The organism is Magnetospirillum sp. XM-1 (assembly GCF_001511835.1).
In the GTDB taxonomy this organism is placed as follows: Bacteria; Pseudomonadota; Alphaproteobacteria; order Rhodospirillales; family Magnetospirillaceae; genus Phaeospirillum.
This window is the reverse complement of record NZ_LN997848.1, coordinates 1,832,269-1,852,839: the sequence shown is the minus strand read 5'-3', so window position 1 is coordinate 1,852,839 and position 20,571 is coordinate 1,832,269. Positions and strand designations below refer to the sequence as shown.

General features: G+C 67.5%; 17 protein-coding genes. 11 read left to right on the top strand and 6 right to left on the bottom strand.

What is annotated here, in order from left to right; genetic code table 11:
• Nucleotides 1-12: 12 nt before the first annotated feature.
• The 3 genes from XM1_RS08660 to XM1_RS08650 all read left to right on the top strand — a co-directional run bounded on the left by XM1_RS08660 (nt 13) and on the right by XM1_RS08650 (nt 3,177).
• Nucleotides 13-483, top strand: a complete 471-nt coding sequence (locus tag XM1_RS08660; protein WP_068432683.1) for a MaoC family dehydratase — start codon at nt 13-15, stop codon at nt 481-483.
• An 87-nt stretch (nt 484-570) separates the two neighbouring features.
• Nucleotides 571-2,274, top strand: coding sequence for a methyl-accepting chemotaxis protein (locus XM1_RS08655; protein ID WP_231920740.1), 1,704 nt, complete (start codon nt 571-573; stop codon nt 2,272-2,274).
• 3 nt (nt 2,275-2,277) lie between these two features.
• A complete protein-coding gene (locus XM1_RS08650) occupies nt 2,278-3,177 on the top strand; it encodes a dienelactone hydrolase family protein (RefSeq protein WP_068432682.1) in 900 nt (299 codons plus the stop codon).
• A 6-nt stretch (nt 3,178-3,183) separates the two neighbouring features.
• Here XM1_RS08650 and XM1_RS08645 read toward each other — a convergent pair whose 3' ends face one another.
• The 4 genes from XM1_RS08645 to XM1_RS08630 all read right to left on the bottom strand — a co-directional run bounded on the left by XM1_RS08645 (nt 3,184) and on the right by XM1_RS08630 (nt 6,493).
• Nucleotides 3,184-3,525, bottom strand: coding sequence for a cupin (locus tag XM1_RS08645; RefSeq protein WP_068432681.1), 342 nt, complete (start codon nt 3,523-3,525; stop codon nt 3,184-3,186).
• The gene (gene plsY / locus XM1_RS08640; protein ID WP_068432680.1) at nt 3,522-4,127 is read right to left on the bottom strand and encodes a glycerol-3-phosphate 1-O-acyltransferase PlsY; all 606 of its coding nucleotides are present in this window, start codon (nt 4,125-4,127) and stop codon (nt 3,522-3,524) included. Before plsY ends, XM1_RS08645 begins: the two co-directional genes overlap by 4 nt.
• 102 nt (nt 4,128-4,229) lie before the next feature.
• On the bottom strand, nt 4,230-5,540 hold the full coding sequence (locus XM1_RS08635; protein ID WP_068432679.1) for a dihydroorotase family protein: 1,311 nt from the start codon (nt 5,538-5,540) through the stop codon (nt 4,230-4,232).
• Entirely contained in the window at nt 5,540-6,493 is a 954-nt protein-coding gene (locus XM1_RS08630; RefSeq protein WP_068432678.1) for an aspartate carbamoyltransferase catalytic subunit, read from the bottom strand. The genes XM1_RS08635 and XM1_RS08630 overlap by 1 nt, the downstream gene beginning before the upstream one ends.
• Before the next feature lie 147 nt (nt 6,494-6,640).
• Between XM1_RS08630 and XM1_RS08625 the strand changes: the two genes are divergently transcribed.
• Both XM1_RS08625 and XM1_RS08620 read left to right on the top strand, forming a co-directional pair.
• Nucleotides 6,641-8,053: a sensor histidine kinase KdpD gene (locus XM1_RS08625; protein ID WP_172821900.1), complete on the top strand. Its 1,413-nt coding sequence runs from the start codon at nt 6,641-6,643 to the stop codon at nt 8,051-8,053.
• Between the two features lie 45 nt (nt 8,054-8,098).
• Nucleotides 8,099-10,657 (top strand): PAS-domain containing protein, encoded by a 2,559-nt coding sequence (locus XM1_RS08620; protein WP_068432674.1) that lies wholly within the window; start codon nt 8,099-8,101, stop codon nt 10,655-10,657.
• Here XM1_RS08620 and XM1_RS08615 read toward each other — a convergent pair.
• Nucleotides 10,629-11,453: an amidohydrolase family protein gene (locus XM1_RS08615; protein WP_068432672.1), complete on the bottom strand. Its 825-nt coding sequence runs from the start codon at nt 11,451-11,453 to the stop codon at nt 10,629-10,631. The genes XM1_RS08620 and XM1_RS08615 overlap by 29 nt on opposite strands.
• Before the next feature lie 156 nt (nt 11,454-11,609).
• Between XM1_RS08615 and XM1_RS08610 the strand changes: the two genes are divergently transcribed.
• From XM1_RS08610 to XM1_RS08600, 4 genes are all read left to right on the top strand, one after another.
• Nucleotides 11,610-14,012, top strand: coding sequence for an EAL domain-containing protein (locus XM1_RS08610; protein WP_068432670.1), 2,403 nt, complete (start codon nt 11,610-11,612; stop codon nt 14,010-14,012).
• Nucleotides 14,013-14,117: 105 nt separating this feature from the next.
• Nucleotides 14,118-16,355: a cache domain-containing protein gene (locus tag XM1_RS08605; protein WP_231920739.1), complete on the top strand. Its 2,238-nt coding sequence runs from the start codon at nt 14,118-14,120 to the stop codon at nt 16,353-16,355.
• A gap of 354 nt (nt 16,356-16,709) precedes the next feature.
• The gene (locus XM1_RS25255; RefSeq protein WP_156428680.1) at nt 16,710-16,943 is read left to right on the top strand and encodes a helix-turn-helix transcriptional regulator; all 234 of its coding nucleotides are present in this window, start codon (nt 16,710-16,712) and stop codon (nt 16,941-16,943) included.
• A gap of 46 nt (nt 16,944-16,989) precedes the next feature.
• Nucleotides 16,990-17,379 carry a hypothetical protein gene (locus XM1_RS08600; protein ID WP_231920738.1) on the top strand — a complete coding sequence of 130 codons (390 nt, stop codon included), beginning with the start codon at nt 16,990-16,992 and terminating at the stop codon, nt 17,377-17,379.
• On the opposite strand, the gene XM1_RS08595 is transcribed toward XM1_RS08600, so the two are convergent.
• Complete coding sequence (locus XM1_RS08595) at nt 17,372-18,052, bottom strand: class I SAM-dependent methyltransferase (protein ID WP_068432664.1); 681 nt, start codon at nt 18,050-18,052, stop codon at nt 17,372-17,374. The genes XM1_RS08600 and XM1_RS08595 overlap by 8 nt on opposite strands.
• 89 nt (nt 18,053-18,141) lie before the next feature.
• Here XM1_RS08595 and XM1_RS08590 point away from each other — a divergent pair, with 89 nt between their 5' ends.
• Nucleotides 18,142-19,143: a glycosyl transferase family protein gene (locus tag XM1_RS08590; RefSeq protein ID WP_172821899.1), complete on the top strand. Its 1,002-nt coding sequence runs from the start codon at nt 18,142-18,144 to the stop codon at nt 19,141-19,143.
• On the top strand, nt 19,140-20,537 hold the full coding sequence (locus XM1_RS08585; RefSeq protein ID WP_068432660.1) for a cobyrinate a,c-diamide synthase: 1,398 nt from the start codon (nt 19,140-19,142) through the stop codon (nt 20,535-20,537). Before XM1_RS08590 ends, XM1_RS08585 begins: the two co-directional genes overlap by 4 nt.
• The last annotated feature ends 34 nt before the right edge of the window (nt 20,538-20,571 follow it).

The following is a 20,571-nucleotide window of genomic DNA, read 5'->3' as shown; positions in this document are numbered from 1 at the left end:
AAGGGAGATCCCATGACCTTCGCCTCCCCCATCACCGACCGCTGGTTCGAGGATTATCTGCCCGGCGCCGTGCATGAATTCGGCTCCATCACGGTGGAGGAGGACGAGGTCATCGCGTTCGCCAGGCGCTACGACCCCCAGGACTTCCACACCGACCCGGCGGCGGCCAAAGACACCGTCTTCGGCGGGCTGATCGCCAGCGGCTGGCAGACCTGCGGCCTGATGATGCGGCTGTACGCCGAGCATTACCTGACCAAATGCGCCAGCCTGGCCTCGCCCGGCGTGGACGAGCTGCGCTGGGTGCGCCCGGTGCGGCCCGGCGACATCCTCTCGGTGCGGGTCACCATCCAGGACGCCGTCGCCTCGCGGTCCAAACCCGACCGGGGCGTGGTGACCTCGTTCATCGAGGTCCTGAACCAGAGGAACGAAATCGTGCTCAGCATGCGGGCGGTCAACATGATCGCCCGGCGCAATCCCGGCTAAACGACGTAACGGTTCATTACTGGAAGTAACGCCCCGAGAGGAATACTCTCTCCTAAACGGCAGACATAAGCCGATTGGGGAGAGGAGATGGCCATGTCCAAGGGCTCGGGGATTCTACTAAAACTGATGTCCACCGCCGTCCTGGCGCTGGTGGGATTCGTGATCTTGTCGGCGGTGGCGCTCAGCCAGTTGCGGCAATCCATGCTCGACGACCGCATCGGCAAGGTGACGGCCCTGGCCGAAGTGGCGCGGGGCACCCTCAAATCCTTCCACGACCGCGCCAAGGCGGGCGAATTCGACGAGGCGACGGCCAAGGCCCAGGCGCTCGAGACACTCCGCCCGCTCCGCTATCAGGGCGACGAATACTTCTTCATCTACGATTACGACGGCATCAACGTGCTGCACCCCACCCGCCCGGAGCGGGAAGGCAAGAACTTCATCGACAGCAAGGATTCCGACGGCAAAAACTACATCCGCGGCCTGATCTCCGGGGCCAAGTCGGGCAAGGGAGTGGAATTCTACAAGTTCCCCCGCCCCGGATCGGACACTCCGGTTCCCAAGGTGTCGGTGACCATGGCCCACGCCCCCTGGAACTGGGTGGTGGGCACCGGCGTCTATATCGACGACATCGACGCCGAGTTCCGCACCGCCGCCATCGAGTTCTCGGCCATCGCATTGAGCGTGGTGGTGGTCGCCCTCGGACTGGTCGGGCTGCTGGCCCGCAACATCGCCACCCCGATCCGGCATCTGGCCGACGTGGCCCAGCGCCTGGCCCGCCAGGACTATTCCGCCCAGGTGGAAAAGACCAGCCGCACCGACGAGATCGGCACCCTGCTGGCCGCCGTGGCCGTGCTCAGGGACGAGGCGGCCAGCGCGGCCGAGGCCCGCGCCGCCCAGCAGGAGAGCTACAAGGCCGCCAGCGCCCAGCGCAGGCAGGCCCGGCTGCAACTGGCCGACGACATCGAAACCTCCATCAAGCGGGTCACCGACGTGGTGGTCCAGGCGGTGGGCGAGATGGAAAGCGCCGCCAACATCGTCTCGGGTGCGGTGAACGAGGCCGGCGACAGGGCCAACACGGCGGCCGCCACCGCCGAGCAGGCCTCGGGCAACGTCGCCACCGTGGCGGCGGCGGCCGAGCAATTGTCCGCCTCCATCCACGAGATCTCGCGCCAGGTCCACGAATCCTCGGACACCTCGGGCAAGGCGGTGGCCGAGGCCGAGCGCACCAACGCCCTGGTCATGGGCCTGGCCGAGGCCGCCGGCCATATCGGCGAGGTGGTGACCCTGATCAACGACATCGCCGCCCAGACTAACCTGCTGGCCTTGAACGCCACCATCGAGGCGGCCAGGGCGGGCGAGGCGGGCAAGGGCTTCGCCGTGGTCGCCAACGAGGTCAAGCATCTGGCCACCCAGACCGCCAGGGCCACCGAGGAAATCTCCAATCAGGTGGGGACGGTCCAGACCCGCACGAGGGAAGCGGTCGACGCCATCGCCTCCATCGCCGCCACCATCGGCCGCATCAACGAGATCGCCGGCGCCATCGCGGCGGCCGTCGAGGAACAGGGCGCCGCCACCGCCGAGATCGCCCGCAACGTGCAGGAAGCCTCGGCCGGCACCCAGGAGGTCTCCTCCGTGCTGGGACAACTGGCCTCGGCCACCGCCTCGGCGGGCACCAGCGCCGATTCCGTCCAGGGCATCGCCCGGCGCCTGACCACCGAGGCGCAATCCCTGGACCGCGAGGTGCACCAGTTCATGGCCTCCATGCGCAAGGACAACGGGGCCGAAGGGTAAGCGATGATCAGAAGCATCCTCGTCGGCGCCCTTCTCGCCATGGGCGGCGGCGCCTGGGCGGCGGAAATCCCAGCGCCGGGCGAGTTGCGGGGGGCCGCCGCCCAGGCCCCCGACCTGACCTTTCCCGCCGAGGCCTCGGCGCTCGAGGCCAACGCGACGCCGCGCATGGCGGTGTTCAAGCCCGAAGGCCCCGGCCCCTTCCCCGCTTTGGTGCTGTTCCACCAGTGCGGCGGCCTGGGCCAGCAGAGCAAGCGCCCCAACGCCTCCATGCAGGACTGGGCGCGGCGCGGGGTCGAGAAGGGCTACGTGGTGCTGCTGATCGACGCCCTGGGGCCGCGCAACGTCGACACGGTCTGCATGGGCCCCAAGAACGGCGTGGTCTTCGCCCGCGGCGTGCGCGACGCCTTCCAGGCCGCCCACCACCTGCGGAGCTTGCCCTATGTGGATTCCAAGCGGGTCGGCCTGGCCGGCTGGTCGTGGGGGGCCATGGTCGGGCTGATGGCGTCCAGGACCTCGTGGGCCGGGGTGCTGGGCGACGGCGAGAGCTTCCGGGCGGTGGTCTCCATGTATCCCGGCTGCTTCACCATCCGGCCGCGCAACGGTTCGGCCTTCGACATCGCCGGACCGGACGTGGCCACGCCCCTTCTGGTGCTGATGGGCGGCGACGACACCGAGACCCCGGCCAAGGACTGCCAGCCGCCGCTCGACGCCGCCAGGGCCGCCGGCGCGCCGGTGGAATGGCACCTCTACCCCGACGCCACCCATTGCTGGGACTGCCGCCAGTTGAACGGGTTTTCAAAAACGGATGTCCGGGGCAATCAGGTCATGTACCGCTACGACCACGGCACCACCGAGGATTCGGCGGCCCGCATGTTCGGCTTTCTCGACGCGGCGATGCGCTAGGCGGGCTTAACCCGCGTCCCGGTGCAGGGCCAGCCACACGGTGGGCTGGTCCGGGTCGGTCCAGTCCACCCGGTGGCGGCAATGGGCGGGAAGCAGCAGCCAGTCGCCGGGAACCATGCCCCGCCCCGTCTCCTCGCCTTCGATGAGGAGCATGGCGGCGCCGGCCACCAGCAGAACCCATTCGTCGTCGTCCTGGTCCAGCCACTGGCCCTCGGGCGTAGCCTGACCATTTGAAACGATGCGCAGCAGACGGAATTTGCCGCCGTCCAGCAGGGCGTCGAACACCTCGGCGTCGAAAGCATCCGGCAAAGGCTGGATCAGGCTTCCGGCGGCGGGCGGCGGGCTCATCCTTCGCCCGCGTCCTTCTTCTTGCCCCCGATTCGGGGCTCCTCGCCCCGGATCAGGCGGATGATGTTGGCCTTGTGGCGGTAAAAGCCCATCACCGCCAGACCGGCGGCCATCAGGGCATATTCGGGACCGGCCAGATAGAGGGCGAAGCCGGGCGAGGCCGCCAGGGCGATCAGCGCCGACAGGGACGAGATGCGAAACAGCGCCGCGCTCACCAGCCAGGTGGCGATGCAGGCCAGCCCCACCGGCCAGGCGGCGGCCAGCATGGTGCCGATGGTGGTGGCGACGCCCTTGCCGCCCTTGAAGCCCAGCCAGACGGGAAAATTGTGGCCCAGCACGGCGGCGAAGCCCGCCACCGGCACCAGATCCCGGCCCAGCAGGACCCAGACCAGCCCGACGGCGATGGCCCCCTTGCCGCCGTCCAGCAGAAGAGTGGCGAGCGCCAGGCCCTTGCGGCCGGTGCGCAGCACGTTGGTGGCGCCGATATTGCCCGAGCCGATCTGTCGGATGTCGCCCAAGCCCGCCAGACGGGTCAGGACTAGACCGAAGGGAACGGAGCCCAGCAGATAGCCGCCCAGGGCGGCGAGGATGAGGGGGATCATGTGCGGGGCCCCTCGGCTCGGAAATGCGGGCGGGACGCCCGCGCTCCCATGGAACGGTACCCCACCGTAGGAGCGCGGGCGTCCCGCCCGCCTGTCCCGAGATCAAGCATCGTGCTTGAACACCGTGCGGCCGTCGACGATGGTGCGCATCACCATGCCCTGTACCGGGCGGTCGTCGAAGGGGGAGTTCTTGGATTTGGAGTGGAAGGTCTTGGCGTTGACCTTCCAGCCGCGGTCGGGATCGAACAGCACCAGATCGGCCGCCGCCCCCACCTTGAGGCGGCCGGCGGCCAGCCCCAGGATGGCGGACGGCGCGCAGGTCACCAGCTTCAGGGCCTGGATCAGGCTCATATGGCCGTTATGGACGAGGTCCAGCGTCACCGGCAGCAGGGTTTCCAGGCCCACGCCGCCGAATTCGGCCACGGCGAAGGGCACCCGCTTGGAATCCTGGTCCTGGGGCGAATGGTCGGACGCCACCGCGTCGATGGTGCCGTCCTGCAGCCCGGCGACGATGGCCAGACGGTCGGCCTCCGAACGCAGCGGCGGCGACAGCTTGGCGAAGGTGCGGTAATCCTTCACCGCCAGTTCGTTCAGGGCGAAATAGGGCGGCGCGGTGTCGCAGGTGACGGCCAATCCCTTGGCCTTGGCCTTGCGGATGATCTCGACGCCCTCGCCGGTGCTGACATGGGCGGCGTGGTAGCGGCCGCCGGTGATTTCCACCAGACGCATGTCGCGTTCCAGCATGATGATCTCGGCCGCCGGCGAGATGCCGGCCAGGCCCATGCGGGTGGCCAGTTCGCCGTCGTTCATCATGCCGCCCTTGGCCAGGGACGGCTCCTCGGGGTGCTGGACGATCATCAGGCCGAAGGTGGCGGCATAGGACAGCGCCCGGCGCATCACCTGGGCGTCGCGCACGGCCAGGACGCCATCGGTGAAGGCCAGGGCGCCGGCCTCGGCCAGCATGCCCATCTCGGCCAGTTCCTTGCCTTCCAGGTTCTTGGTGGCGGCGGCATAGGGATAGACCTTGGCCAGCCCGATCTTGCGGGCGCGGCGCGCCACGAACTCCACCGAGGCCACGTCGTCGATCACCGGATCGGTGTTGGGCAGGCAGACCATGGAGGTGACGCCGCCGGCCACCGCCGCCTCGCCCGCCGATTTGAGGCTCTCCTTGTGCTCCTCGCCCGGCTCGCGCAGCTGGACGCGCATGTCCACCAGGCCGGGGGCCAGACACTGGCCCCGGCAATCCACCACTTCCATTCCCGACGGCACGCCGCCCTGGAACAGGCCGGGCCCCACGTCGGCGATGGTCTCGCCGTTGGTCAGCAGGGCGCCCCTGGTGTCCAGGCCGGAGGCGGGATCGAGCAGGCGGGCGTTGACATAGGCCACCAGGCCCGAGGAATTGCGGGCGGCCATCAGACGGCTCCTCCAGAGCGGGGCAGGTCGCGGGTCAGCATGTCGAGGCAGGCCATGCGCACCGCCACGCCCATCTCCACCTGGGCACGGATCAGCGAACGCTCCACGTCGTCGGCCACGTCGGAATCGATCTCGACGCCGCGGTTCATGGGGCCGGGATGCATGATCACCGCGTCGGGCTTGGCCAGGCCCAGCTTTTCGCGGTCCAGGCCGAAGAAGTGGAAGTACTCGCGGATGGAGGGGATGAAATTGCCGCTCATGCGCTCGTTCTGGATGCGCAGCATCATGATGACGTCCACGTCGGCCAGGCCCTTGCGCATGTCGTGGAACACCTCCACCCCCATGCGGTCGGCCGCCGTCGGCATCAGGGTGCGCGGGCCGATCAGCCGCACATTGGCGCCCATGGCGTTGAGCAGGTAGATGTTGGAGCGCGCCACGCGCGAATGGCGCACGTCGCCGCAGATGGCGACGGTCAGCCCCGACAGCTTGCCCTTCCTGCGCCGGATGGCCAGGGCGTCGAGCAGGGCCTGGGTGGGGTGCTCGTGGCTGCCGTCGCCGCCGTTGATCACCGCGCAGTTGACCTTCTCCGACAACAGCTTGACCGCGCCCGAATCCGGATGGCGCACCACCAACACGTCCAGGTGCATGGCGTTGAGCGTCATGGCGGTGTCGATCAGGGTCTCGCCCTTCTGCACCGAGGAGCCCGCCGACTGCATGTTGATGACGTCGGCGCCCAGGCGCTTGCCGGCCAGCTCGAAGCTGGTGCGCGTGCGGGTCGAGTTCTCGTAGAACAGGTTGATGACGGTGCGGCCGCGCAGCAGGTTCTTGCGCTTGTCGGCCGAGCGGTTCTGTTCGACATAGCCCTCGGCCAGGTCGAGCAGGCTGGTGATCTCGCTCGGGGCCAGGCCCTGGATGCCGAGGAGATGGCGGTGCGGAAAGGCGGCATTTGTCATGGTCCGCGAACTATAGAACCGCCCGCGATGGCGGGCAAGTCGCCACGCCCCCGGCAGGGCGCGGAGCGGGCAATATTCTTCGCGCCGCTTGGCGACGCCTCTTCCAATTCCCATAATGATCAGAACATGGCTGAAGGATATGGACGGGTGAGTTTGGATATCGGCACGCTGTTCCTCGTCCTCGTCCTGATCTCGGCCATGGCGGGCGCCTTCGCCTGGTTCCTGTGCTGCGGCCACCGCCCGGTGGCCGGCCTCAAATCCATCGCCTGGGCCAATTCCCTGCTGGGTCTGGGCTATCTGGGCATCTGGGCCCGCCCCCTCCTGCCGCCGCTCATTTCGCTCCCGCTGGCCAACGCCCTGATCTGCGCCGGCTATCTGCTGACCCTGCACGGCATCATGCAGTTTTTCGGCAAGCGCCTGCACCCCTGGCTGCTGGCCGCTCTGGGCGCGGCCTATTGCGCCGAGTTCGCCTATTTCTTCTACGTCGCCCCCTCCTATCAGATCCGGCTGTTCTGCTATCTGGTGTTCTACGCCCTGGTGACCATGGTCATCGTGTTCATGGTTTTCGGCGAATTCCGCCGCACCGGGTTCCGTTCCCATCTGGTGGCCGCTTTCGTGGCCGGCATGCTGTCCGTCTCGTTCCTGATCTGCGCGCTGCTGTCCCTGTCCCAGGGCCCCACCCGCGACATCCTGTCGCCCACCGCCATCAACGCCCTGGTGGTGATGGAGCAGATCTTCTTCGTGGTGGGCTGGACCATGGCCTTCACCCTGATGATCAGCGAACGCCTCGGCCACGAGAAAGCCGAGGCGGAAAGCCGGAACCAGATGAAGTCGGAAACCCTGGCCAACATGAGCCACGAGCTCAGGACGCCGCTCAACGCCATCATCGGCTTCGCCGACGCCATCGACAGCCGGGCCATGGGCGACGCGCCGGACAAGTACGCCTCCTACGTCAAGGACATCCTGTCCTCGGGCCGGCATCTGCTGGCCCTGATCAACGACATCTTGGACATTTCCAAGATCGAGGCCGGCAAGATGGAGCTTCGCGACGAGCATGTGGCCATCCGGCCGCTGGTGAGCGCGGTCCTACGCATGGCGCAGGCACGGGCCGACGCCACCGGGGTGACCGTGACGGTATCCCTGGACCCGGCCTTTGCCGTGGTCGTCGGCGACGAATTGCGGCTGCACCAGATTCTGGCCAACCTGCTGGTCAACGCCATCAAGTTCACCCCACGGGGCGGACAGGTGGAGCTGAGAACCCGCCGGGATTCGGCCGGCGGGCACTTCATCGTCGCCGACAGCGGCGTCGGCATGGACGCCCAGGGAATCGAGAGGGCCCTGACCAAGTATTGCCGGGTGGAAACCGCCTTCACCCGGGGAACCGAGGGCATCGGCCTGGGCCTGCCCCTGGCCGTCGCCCTGGCCGAGGCCCATGGCGGCGCGTTGACCATCGCCAGCACCCCGGGCAAGGGAACCACCGTGACGGTGACCCTGCCGCCCGACCGCTGTCCCGAAGCCTGGACCGACCGACCCGCGTTACGTGTCTTGCACCAGACCTGAAAGTGCATCCACAATACATCAACAAAATCGGATGAAACCGGGGCGATGAGCGCAGGAGAGGGACGTCTGGGACTGCGGGTCCGTATCGCGGTGGCGATCGCGGCGACCTGTCTCGTCTCGATCATCGTGGTGGTGGGCTACCTCCGCCATGCCCTGGAGCGCCAGGCGGTGGCCCAGTGGGGCCGCGAGCGGGGTCAGGTGGCGGCGGCCCTGGCCGCCGGCTTCGACCGCTCCATCGAGGAGATGACCGGCGACCTGCGCTTCGTCGCCAGCATGCCCGCCATGGCGGAACTGCCCGACCTGGGACGGGTGGAGCGCGGCCTCAACGGCATTCCCGCCGACGCGGACGCCGCCAAGCGCCGCATTCTGGACGGCCTGCTGGAGGACCAGCGCTTTTCCGTGCTGTTCGTGCTGCAACCCAGCGGCGACCATTACCTCAGCCACCCCTTCGCCGTGCAGCGGCTGCTCAAGCGCTTCAACCTCGCCGACCGCAGCTACTTCCAGGACGCGGCCCGCACGGGCCAGCCGGCGATTTCAGACGCCTTCATCGGAGCCGACGGCGTTCCGGCGGTGGCCATCGACGTGCCCCGCCTGGACGAGCAGGGCAACCTGATCCTGCACCTGGGGGGCGTCATCCACCTGCCCAAGCTGACCGAGATCTTCGCGTCCACCATCCTGCCGCCCTTCGACATGGGCATTCTGGTGGACCGCCAGGGCGCGGTGATCGCGGCGGCCGGGCACGGCCAGACGGCTGACGCCCCCGACACCGCCCTGGCCGCCGCCGCCAAGGCCTTCCAGGACAGCGCCGCCGCTCCGGGCCGGGCGGTGGTGCGCAACTATTTCGCCCAGGCCGGCAACGAGGAAGTGGTCGCCTCCTTCGTCCGGCTGCACGCCGGCTGGACGGTGGCGCTGGCGCGGCCCCGCTCCAGCTTCGTCGACGAGATCACGCCCGAGGTGACGCGCATCTCGACCATGGTCGGCGCCCTGCTGCTTGTCGTGTCGTCCATCGGCTTCGCCATCGCCCACCACATCGCCGGGCGCTGGGAGGGGGCGCGGCGCGCCCTGGCCGCCGCCCACGGCGAGTTGGAAGCCCGGGTCAAGGAACGCACCGCCGACCTGAATGCCAGCCGCCGCGAGCTTTCCGCCAAGTCGCGCACCCTGGAAACCATCCTGGACAACATCAGCCAGGGCGTCAGCGTCTATGACGACGACCTGCGCCTGGTGGCCAGCAACCGACGTTTCGCCGAACTGCTGCGCCTGCCGCCCGAGATGACCCGTCCCGGCACCACCTTGGAGGACTACCTCCGCTTCAACGCCAGGCGGGGCGAATACGGCCCCGGCGATCCCGAGGTCCAGGTGGCCGAGCGCGTGGCCCTGGCCCGCAGCTTCCAGCCGCACCGGTTCCAGCGCCAGCGGAGCGACGGCACGGCGCTGGAGGTCATCGGCAACCCCCTGCCCAGCGGAGGCTTTGTCACCACCCACACCGACGTCACCGAGGCCCGGCGGGCCGAGGAGGCGCTGCGCACCCTGTCGCGCGCCGTGGAGCAGAGCCCGGTCTCGGTGGTGATCACCGATCCGCGCGGCAACATCGATTACGTGAACCCGAAATTCGTCCAGGTCTGCGGCTACACCCTGGACGAGGTGCGCGGCCTCAACCCCCGCATCCTCAAATCGGGCCTCACTCCCGATTCCGTCTATGCCGAGCTGTGGCAGACCATCGCCGCCGGCGGGACCTGGGAAGGCGAGATGCAGAACCGCAAGAAAAGCGGCGAGCTGTTCTGGGAGCGGGCCTCGATCTCGCCCATCCGCTCGCCCGATGGCGCCATATTGCACTTCCTGGCGATCAAGGAGGACATCACGGCGCGCAAATCCGCCGAGGACGCCCTGGTCGCCGCCTTGCAGGCCGCCGAGGACGCCAACCGCGCCAAGACCGTCTTCCTGTCGCATATGAGCCACGAATTGCGCACGCCGCTCACCGCCGTGCTGGGCTACACCGAGATCATGACCAGCGAGATGGCCGGTCCCTTGCCGCCCTACCACGCCGACTTCGTGGCCGCCATCGGCGACAGCGGCCGCCATCTGCTGTCCATCATCGACGAAGTGCTCGACATCAGCCGCATCGAGCTGGGCAGCTACCGCATCTCGGTCGCGTCCTGCGACCTGGCCGCCATCGCGCGGGAATGCGTCGGCATGCTGCGCCCGCAATGCATCGCCAAGGATATCGGCCTCGATATGGAGATGGGGGAATCGGTACCGCTGGTCACCGATTCCCGCGCCGTCCGCCAGATCGTCATCAACCTGCTGGGCAACGCCATCAAATACACCGAGGCCGGAGGCCACATCCGCCTGCGCGTCGAGGCCGACGCCCAGGGCGTGCGGCTCACCGTCGCCGACACCGGCTGCGGCATTCCCGCCGACAAGCTGTCGCAGATCTTCGAACCCTTCCAGCGGGTCGACCCGCTGCGCGCCGATCCCGCCCGCGGCGTCGGGCTCGGCCTGGCCATCTGCCGGCGCATCGCCGAATTGCTCGGCGGCACCGTCGCCATCCAGTCGGAACCCGGCAAGGGCACCACGGTCACCGTGACGTTGCCGAAGACATCCTGACCAGCCGTTCGGCGTTGCCGTGGGCGATGGCCTCGGCCAGATCGGGCGCCAAGGTCCTCAGCCAGGACCGCGCCCAGGCGGCGTGGCTTTCCACGTCCTTCCAGCGCTCGGGTGTGTAGGTGTCGGTGCCGACCATGAAGCGGTCCGGGAATTCGCCGAACACCGCCAGCCAGCCGGGCGCCACCTTGCCGTCCCGGGCCACCTCGTAGCGGAACGACAGGTCGGCCCACAGGGCCTTGTGGCGGCGCATCATGTCGGCCACCGTCTCGGGCCGCTCGAAGCCGGCATGGGCCCACAGCACCCGGGCCCGGGGATCGTGGCGGAACAGCCGCTCGACCGCGTTGGCGTCGGAATGGGCGATCAGGAACAGATCGTGGCTCCGCGCCAGGTCCACCAGGCGGCGCACGTTGGGCAGGTCGGCATCGGCCCCGTCCACATGGAACTCGCCGATGGCCACATAGCGGTTGCGGGCCAGCAGGCCCTCCACATAGGCGATGTTGCCGGGATCGCGCAGCCACGAGGTCAGCTCGCCCCGCTTGCGGTAGGGCCTGAGCGCCGGCACCACCAGATCGGGCGCCGCCGTTGCCAAGGCCTGGGTGCCGGCATCGTCGGAACTGGAGACCAGCGCCCGGGTCACTCCGGCGCGGCGCAGCCGGGCCGCCGCCTCCTCGGCGGAAAGGGTGGCGCGGGCGTCGTGGCTGAAATGGATGTGGGCGTCGAACAGCGGCAAATCCGCCGCCCGCCCAGGACCATCCGCCAGCAAGACCACGATCAGGGCCAGGATGATCCGCCGCATGCCCGCCTCCCTTGCGCGAACGCCAAAACCTGAAGGTGGCGGACACGGCGGAGGGATTCAAGCCATGTGGGGCGAACACCCGATCCCCGTCGTGACACTTCGTCATTTTGCGGTTAGATTTGACTCAACCGCCCCTTCCCTGAGACCTCGCCTCCCATGTCCCTTCCGACCGAAATCACTGATTTCCTGGGCATTCTCGACGAGAGCCCGGTTGGTGTTTCCGTGTCCCGGCGCAGGGACGGCAAGGTGGTGTTCGCCAACCGTCGCTTTTGCGAGATCACCGGAATGGCACGCGAACAGTGCATCGGCCATCCGGCGCGGCGCCTGTTCGCCGACGACGCCCAGCGCCACGAGGTGGTGCGCCAGCTGAAGGAAGCGGGCGAAATCGTCGACGCCGACGTGAAGTTCTTCCGCGTCGATGGCTCGTCCTTCTGGTCGGTGCTGACCATCCGCCCCGCCACCTTGAACGGCGAGGCGGTGAACCTGGCCTGGATCTACGACGTCAGCAAGCGCAAGCTGGCGGAACAGGCCATCCTGGACGGAAGGGCGCTGATCCGCGCCATGCTGGATTCGTCCACCGACGGCATCGTGCTGCTGAACGCCCAGGGCACCATCCTGGCGCTCAACGCCGCCGCCGCCGCCATCTTCGAGAAAAGCGGCGAGGACCTGCCGGGCCAGCCGGCGTGGGACCACCTGCCGGATTCCGTCGCCACCCCCATCCGCCGCGGCATCGAAGGCGTCCTGGCCCGGGGCGACAGCGTCGAGAGCCACCACGCCATCGGCGCCCGGCTGTTCGACATCCACATGCATCCGGTCGCCAACGCCGCCGGCCACCACGACCGGGTGGCGATGTTCTCGCGCGACGTGACGCAGATCCACCAGCGCCGGCTTCAGCTGCGCAAGCTGGAAACCGCCCTGGAACAGGCGCCGGTCTCGGTGATGATCACCGATTCCCATGGCGCCATCGAATACGTCAACCGCGCCTTCGTGCTGGTGTCCGGCTATTCCGAGGACGAGGTGCTGGGCCGCAATCCCCGCCTGCTGAAATCGGGCGAGACGGTGGCCTCGCTCTACCGCGACATGTGGTACTGCCTGTCCAACGGCACCACCTGGCAGGGCGAGCTGTGCAACCGCGCCAAGGACGGCAGCCTGTTCTGGGAATACGCCACCATCTCGCCCATCCGCGACGATAACGGCGCCGTGACCCATTTCATGGCGGTCAAGGAGAACATCACCCAGCGCAAGCAGGCCGAACAGCTGCTGGTCCACCAGGCCACCCACGACACCCTGACCGGCCTGCCCAACCGCCTGCTGCTGGAGGACCGCGTCCACCACGCCATCGAGGTGGCCAAGCGCGAGGGCCGCCGCATCGGGCTGATGTTCCTCGACCTCGACCGCTTCAAGATCGTCAACGACTCGCTCGGCCACGTGGCCGGCGACCAGTTGCTGAAGGTGGTGGCCGACCGTCTGCGCCATACGCTGAGGCGTTCGGACACGGTGGCGCGCCTGGGCGGCGACGAATTCGTGGTGGTGCTGACCCACTTCCAGAGCAGCAGCGAACTGGCCGAGGTGGCGGAAAAGATCTCCGCCGCCCTGGACGAGCCGGTGGAACTGGCCGGACACAAGGTTCACGTGGGCGCCAGCATCGGCATCGCGCTCTACCCCGAGGACGGCGACAACTTCAACGCCCTGATGAAGGACGCCGACACCGCCATGTACCGGGCCAAGCAGAAGGGCCGCAACACCTTCTGCTTCTACGATTCCAACATGAACGACGAGGCGCTGGACCGCCTGAAGCTGGAGGAGGCGCTGCGCCGCGCCCTGGTCCGGGGCGAGTTCCAGCTGTTCTACCAGCCGCAGGTGGACTTGCAGACCGGCCAGACCAGCGGCGTGGAAGCGCTGATCCGCTGGAACAGCCCCGATCGCGGCCAGGTCTCGCCGGCCCTGTTCATTCCGGTGGCCGAGGAAAGCAACCTGATCTCCATGATCGGCTGGTGGGTGCTGGAGGAATCGTGCCGCCAGATCGCCGCCTGGCGCGAGGAGGGGTTGAGCGGCATCAAGGTGGCGGTCAACGTCTCGGGGCGGCAATTCCTCAACCACGCCCTGGTGGAATGCATCTCCGACCTGATGGCCCAGTACGGCGTCCAGCCCGCCCAGCTTGAGATCGAGCTGACCGAGAGCACGGTGATGGCCGAGCCCGAACGCGCCATCGAGCAGTTGAACCGCCTGCGCGAGATCGGCATCCAGGTCTCGGTGGACGATTTCGGCACCGGCTATTCCAGCCTGTCCTACCTGAAGCGGCTGCCGCTTTCGACCATCAAGGTCGACCGCTCCTTCGTGCGCGACGTCAATAACCAGAGCGAAAACGCCGCGATCGTCTCGGCAATCCTGGGTTTGGCCGACGCGCTGGACATGTCCATCGTCGCCGAGGGCGTCGAAACCGAGGGCGAGGAACGGCACCTCAGGGACGCCGGCTGCATCAAGGTCCAGGGATTCCGCTACGCCAAGCCCATGCCCGCCAACCAGTTGGCCGGCTGGCTCCAGCAATTCCAGGGCTGATTCTGATCTCCTGCTATGGTCTAACCGGATGACGCGCCCCACCTAGTGAGGTAGCATTGTCACAACTTGTTTAAGTTTGCCGGTGATCCAGCACAGATGAACACCATGCCCCCCGTGCCTGACGCTCCATCCGGCGCGCCCTCCGGCGCCGCCGAGAACGGTGCCGCGGCCGCTGCGGCTGCCGCTGCGGAACGGCGCCGCAAGAAGCGGGGCAAGGGACTGACGCTCAGGGTCAACATCCTGACGGCGTTCGCCACGCTGTTGAGCATCACGGTGGTCACCCTGGTGACCTTCGCCTACCACAAGAACTCCACATCCGTGCTGGAGCTGATGGGACGCTTCGTGGAACGGGTGTCGGCTTCGGGCATCTCCAGTTCCATGGCCCTGCTCGATCCTGTCGAGACCAGCGTCCAGGCCACGGCACGGCTGGCCGCCATCGACGAGGCCAAGGCCCGCGACGGCAGCCTGTTCCCCTATATGACCAGCATCCTGGCCACCCAGCCGCAATTGCAGAGCATCTACCTCGCCTTCGACGCGGACGGGCGGTTCCTCCAGGCCTTTCCCATTCCGCCGGGCTCGGCCAAGTTCGGCGCCCACGACGCCAAGCCGCCGGAAAAGGCCCGTTTCGCGCTGCGCGTCGTCGACCGCAAGGGGGGCACGTATTCCGACGTCTGGACCTATGTGACGCCGACGGGAGAGGTCGTGGGGACGGAGACCTCCAACGAGCTGAACTACGACCCCCGCCCGCGTCCCTGGTACAAGGACGCCATCGCCACCAAGGGCCTGATCTGGAGCGACCTGCTGGTCTATACCAGCAACCGCCAGCCCGGCATCACCGCCGCCTATCCCATCTTCGCCGCCGACGGCAGGGTGATCGGCGCGGCGGCCGCCAACGTCTCCACCAACCAGATGTCCGATTTCCTGGCCAGCCTGGACCTGGGGCGGTCCGGCATAGCCTTCATCGTCGACGAGAAGGAACAGCTGATCGCCCATCCCGACGCCACCCGCACGGTGAGCCAGGACGGGCTGAAATACTCGCTGGTCAAGGCCGACCAGCTGGGCGAGAAGGTCATCACCGACGCCTTCGCCGCCTACCGCAAGCACAAGTCCCACAACGTCAGCTTCGATTCCGGCGGCCAGCGCCACCTGGGTTCGTTCAACCCGTTCCCCGCCGACCTGGGCAAGAACTGGCTGATGGTGATCATCGTGCTGGAGGACGATTTCGTCGGCACGCTGAAGGAGAACAGCCGCGATCTGGTGGTCGCCGGCTTTGCCGCCATGGTCATCGGATTGCTGCTGGTCGCCCTGCTGGCCAGCTGGATCACCCGGCCGCTCACCTTGCTGACCCACGAGATCCAGAAGATCCAGAAATTCGACCTGGTCGGCCCCATCGCGCTGCACGCCATCGTCGCCGAGGTCAACGAGCTCATCCACTCGATGAACATGATGAAGCGCGCGCTTCGGACCTTCGGCATGTTCGTGCCCCGCGATCTGGTGCGCGAACTGGTGGCCAGCGGACGCCCCATCGAGCTGGGCGGCCAGAACCGCACGCTGACCGTGATGTTCACCGACGTGGCCGACTTCACCGGCCTTTCGGAGCGCATGGCGGCCGGCGACCTGCTGGTCCACGTCTCGCGCCATCTGGCGGCCATTTCCGAATGCGTGGCCGAGGAGGACGGAACCGTCGACAAATACGTGGGCGACGCGGTGATGGCCTTCTGGGGGGCGCCCACCTGGCGCGACGACCACGCGCTGCGCGGCTGCGTCGCGGCACTGAAGTCGCGCCGGGTCCAGGCCCTGATGAACGCCGAATGGGCCGCCCAGGGCCTGCCCACCATGTTCGTGCGCATCGGCCTGCATACCGCCCCGGTGATCGTCGGCAATATCGGCTCGCCGTGGCGCATGAGCTACACGGCCATGGGCGACGGCGTCAACGTCGCGTCGCGCCTGGAAGGGGTCAACAAGGTCTACGGCACCCAGATCTGCGTCAGCCAGGCGGTGATCGCCGACGCGGGAGAAACGGTCCTGGCCCGCCCGCTCGACCTGGTGGCGGTCAAGGGGCGCAAGGCCGGCGCCATGGTCTATGAACTGATGGCCATGCGCGAAGGATATCCCGAACTGGCCCCCACGCCGCAGGACCTGGAGATCTGCCGCCTGACGGAGGAAGCCTTCGCCGCCTATCAGGAACGCCGCTGGTCAGATGCCATCGCCGCCTACGAGAAATTGGCCGAAGCCGCCCCCGCCGACAAAGTGCCCGCCATCTTCATCGAGCGCTGCCGCCACTATCTCGCCGACCCGCCGCCGGCCGACTGGACCGGGGTCTACGAGATGAAGACGAAATAGCCGCCAAACCCGGCGCGGCGACCCCGGCACAGCCACATCTATTCGCTGCTTGTCGATAAAATACAATTACGATTCCGCGAGATTTAGAACTAAGGGCAGGCCTGCCCGGGGCCAAAAAATGAAAGCCTGAAAATCCCCCGACGCCCGGACTCAACCGGCATAGCAATGCTGAGTGATTACTTACGATAACCTTGACGTTCGTCATATGCTGGAATGTGGCCATACAAAAAACGTCCCATCATCCTCCCGGTTTAGCCCTAGTTGAATTGCTAGGTCTTGATATCTGGCTTGATCGCCCCATTAAGGCACAAGTATTCTGCACCCTTGGAAGTTTTGACACTATATGGTGCGGAAGTGGACGGTTCCAGCGTTGAAAGTAATCTGACAGAGCGGGAACGTGACGTCTTACAGCTCATTGCGTCTGGAAAGAGCAGTAAGGAGATTGCGCGCCATCTTGGAATATCCATAGGTGGTGTTAACTTCCATATATTGAACGCCATGAAGAAGCTTGGTGCCGCGACGCGGGCGCATGCCGTCGCACGCGCTATTTTCCTCGGCCTTCTTCTACCGGAAATCGGGCGGAACTAGCCCAGTATAAACAGGCGCAGGTTGTGCGAGATTGGGGATCGGAACGGTGCCGGACTTTTTGGGGGCTGAACACGACGGCATGGCCGAGGGAGCCGACCGGCAGATTCTGTTCGAAGGCGCCGTCCTTGCCCTTATGGACCAAATCCTCGAAACCGGCCGCAGGATCGATCTGGCGGTCGCCGAGTACCTGAAGATTTTCCCCATCGCCCCCGCCGAATTCCATATCCGGCCCGACCTGATCATCTGCGTTTCCGACTGCCAAAGCCTGCTGCGCCATGCGGCAGGCGTCGATAACGACATCCGTCAGATCCTTGCCGACACCACCCGGGCATGGCGGGGCATGAAGACCGCCGACCGCCTGTCCACCTCGGGCGGGGTCACCCGGATTCAGGCCTGCATCGGCAACATCCGCCGGGCCATCGCCTCTATCACCTGATCCCCGCCATCACCGCGAAGCTGACGTTCTTGTAGCGGCACTCCACCTCGGCCAGACCGGCCTGGCGCAGCCATCCCAGCTGCGGCGCCAACGGCGCGCGGCGATCCAGGGTCTGGCGCTCGATGGCGGCCGCGACATCGTCGTCCGACACGCCGGCGCGGCGGATGGACTCGTGCCAGTGGGTCCAATAGCGCGCCTCCATCTCCGGAGTGTCGCCCGCCACCTGATCGGCGTTGAGCACCAGCCCGCCGGGACGCACGGCGCGGGCCATGGCGGCGTAGACCGCCCGCTTGCCCTCATCCTCCAGATGGTGGATGGACAGCGCCGACATCACCACGTCGTAGGCGCCCTCTTCCGCCAGATCGAGGTGGTTCATCACCCGAAGCTCCACCGGAACCGAGCGCCCGGCGAAGCGCTCACGGGCCTGGGCCAGCATGCCCTCGGCCAGATCGGTCAGCACCAGTCGGGCGTCGGGCAGGCGTTCGGCCACCAGGGCGGAGAGCAATCCGGTCCCCGCCCCCAGGTCGAGAATGTGCGCAGCCGGCGGCGCGTATTCCGCCACCAGATCCAGGGCGGCACCGTAGAAATCGTCGAAGCACGGAATCAACTGGCGGCGCAGGCCGTCATAGGAGCGGGCGGCACGGTTGAAGGCGGCCTCGACTGTTAAAGGCATATTACACTTCCCTCAAATAAGGAGCTTTCCAACACCCGGGGATATTGGACTATCATTGCCCCTCGATGTCAGCCGAGAAAGGATCACCGGTGAGCCAGGAACATCCCTTTGCCCAATATGTCCGCATTCTCGGCAAGGGGCCGCGCCTGTCGCGCCCGCTGACCTTCGAGGAGGCCCGCGACGCCTTCGCCATGGTGCTGAAGGGCGGCGTGGAGCCGGTGCAATTGGGGGCCTTCCTCTGCCTGCTTCGGGTCAAGACCGAGACGCCGGAAGAGGCCGCCGGGCTGGCCGCCGCCATCCGCACCAGCATCACCCCACCCCGGGGCGCGCCCAAGGTGGACCTGGACTGGTCCAGCTATGCCGGCAAGACCCGCCAGTTGCCCTATTACCTGCTGGCCGCACTGGCCCTGGCCGGTCACGGCATCCGGGTGTTCATGCACGGCTCGGAAGGCCACACCGCCGGGCGGGTCTGGACGTCCGAGGCCCTTTCCGCCCTGGGGCTGACGCAAAGCACCTCCATGGCCGACGCGGTGGCGCGGCTGGAGCGCGGCAACTTCGCCTATATGACGCTGGAACACCTGTCGCCGCCGCTGCACGCCATCATGGAGCTCCGCCACAAGCTGGGCCTGCGCTCGCCGGTCCACACCGTGGCGCGCCTCGCCAATCCCTTTGGCGCGTCCTGCGCGCTGTCTTCCGTCTCGCACCCCGCCTACGCCCCGGTGCATCAGGAGGCCTCGCGCCTGTTGGGCGAGGCCCGCATGGCGGTGTTCAAGGGCGAAGGCGGCGAGGTGGAGCGCCGCCCGGAAAAGGCCTGCGAGGTGCTCTCCCTGGTGGACGGCCAGCCGCTGACCGAGGACTGGCCCGCTTTGGTCGACGGCGCGCGGCCCCACGAGGAGCATCTGGACCTCGACCGCCTCAAGGCGCTGTGGAGCGGCGCCGAATCCAACGAGACGGCCAGCGCCGCCATCGCCGGCACCATGGCCATCGCGTTGCGCGCCATGGGCCGCGCGTCTTCCGTGGACGAGGCCGAGGGCATGGCCCAGGTGATGTGGCGCGAACGGACCAGGGCCAAGGTGCCGGGGGCGGCTTGAACACGCGTCCCGCCCCCCGGCTGCTGATTTCGGCGGCCCACAAATCCTCGGGCAAGACCACGGTGACGGTGGGCCTCGCCGCCGCTCTGCGGGCGCGCGGACTGGCCGTCCAGCCGTTCAAGAAGGGCCCCGACTACATCGATCCCCTGTGGCTGGGCGCCGCCACCGGGCGGGCCTGCCGCAACCTGGACTTCCACACCCAGCCGCCGGCGCTCATCCGCCAGACCTTCGAGCGGGATTCCGCCGGCGCCGACATCAGCCTGATCGAAGGCAACAAGGGCCTTTACGACGGCGTCGACCTGGAAGGGTCCAATTCCTCGGCCATGCTGGCCCAGTGGCTGGACGCGCCCGTGGTGCTGGTGGTGGATTGCCAGGGCATGACGCGGGGCGTGGCGCCGCTCCTGATCGGCTACCAGGCCTTCGACCCCACGCTGAAGATCGCCGGCGTCATCCTCAACAAGGTCAGCGGCCCCCGCCACGAGAAAAAGCTGCGCGAGGTGGTGGCCCACTACACCCGCATTCCCGTCCTGGGCGCCGTCCATCGCGGTCCCGACATGGAGATCATGGAGCGGCATCTGGGCCTGGTCCCCGCCAACGAGGCGCAAGCGGCCACCGCTGCCATCGACCGCCTCGCCCATGCGGTGTCGTCCCAGGTGGATCTGGACGCCCTGATCGCCCTGGCCCGGGCCGCCCCGCCGGTGGAGGTGGCCGGGCACGCCGTTCCCGCCCGGCCCGCGCCCTCGTTGCGCATCGGCGTCGCCAGGGATGCCGCCTTCGGCTTCTATTACCGCGACGACATGGAGGCGCTGGAGGCCGCCGGCGCCGAGTTGGTGCCCTTCGACGCCACGCGCGACCCGCACCTGCCCCCCGGCCTGGACGGGCTGTTCATCGGCGGCGGCTTTCCCGAGACGCAAGGCGCGGCGCTGGAGGCCAACGCCTCGCTCCGGGCCGAGATCAGGGAGAAGGGTCTGGCCGGGCTGCCCATCTACGCCGAATGCGGCGGGCTGATGTATCTGTCGCGCGCCATCGTCTGGAAGGGTGAAAAGCGCGAGATGGTCGGGCTGATCCCCGCCGACGCGGTGATGCACAAGGCCCCCCAGGGAAGGGGATACGTCCGCCTGCGCGAGACGGAAGCCTTCCCCTGGCCCCGGCTGGAGGACGGTCCCGGCGTGCTGCCCGCCCATGAATTCCACCATTCCCGCCTGGAGAACATGGACGGCAATCCCCGCTTCGCCTATCAGGTCATCCGCGGCACCGGCATCGCCGAAAAGCAGGACGGCTTGATAATCGCCAACACGCTCGCCACCTATGCCCACATGCGATCCGTCGGCGCCAATCCCTGGGCTCCGCGGTTCGTGGCGTTCGTGCGTGCGGTGAAGGCGGGGCAGCATTGATGTTTTTTAATAAGGCGGGCCTTTACCCACCCGC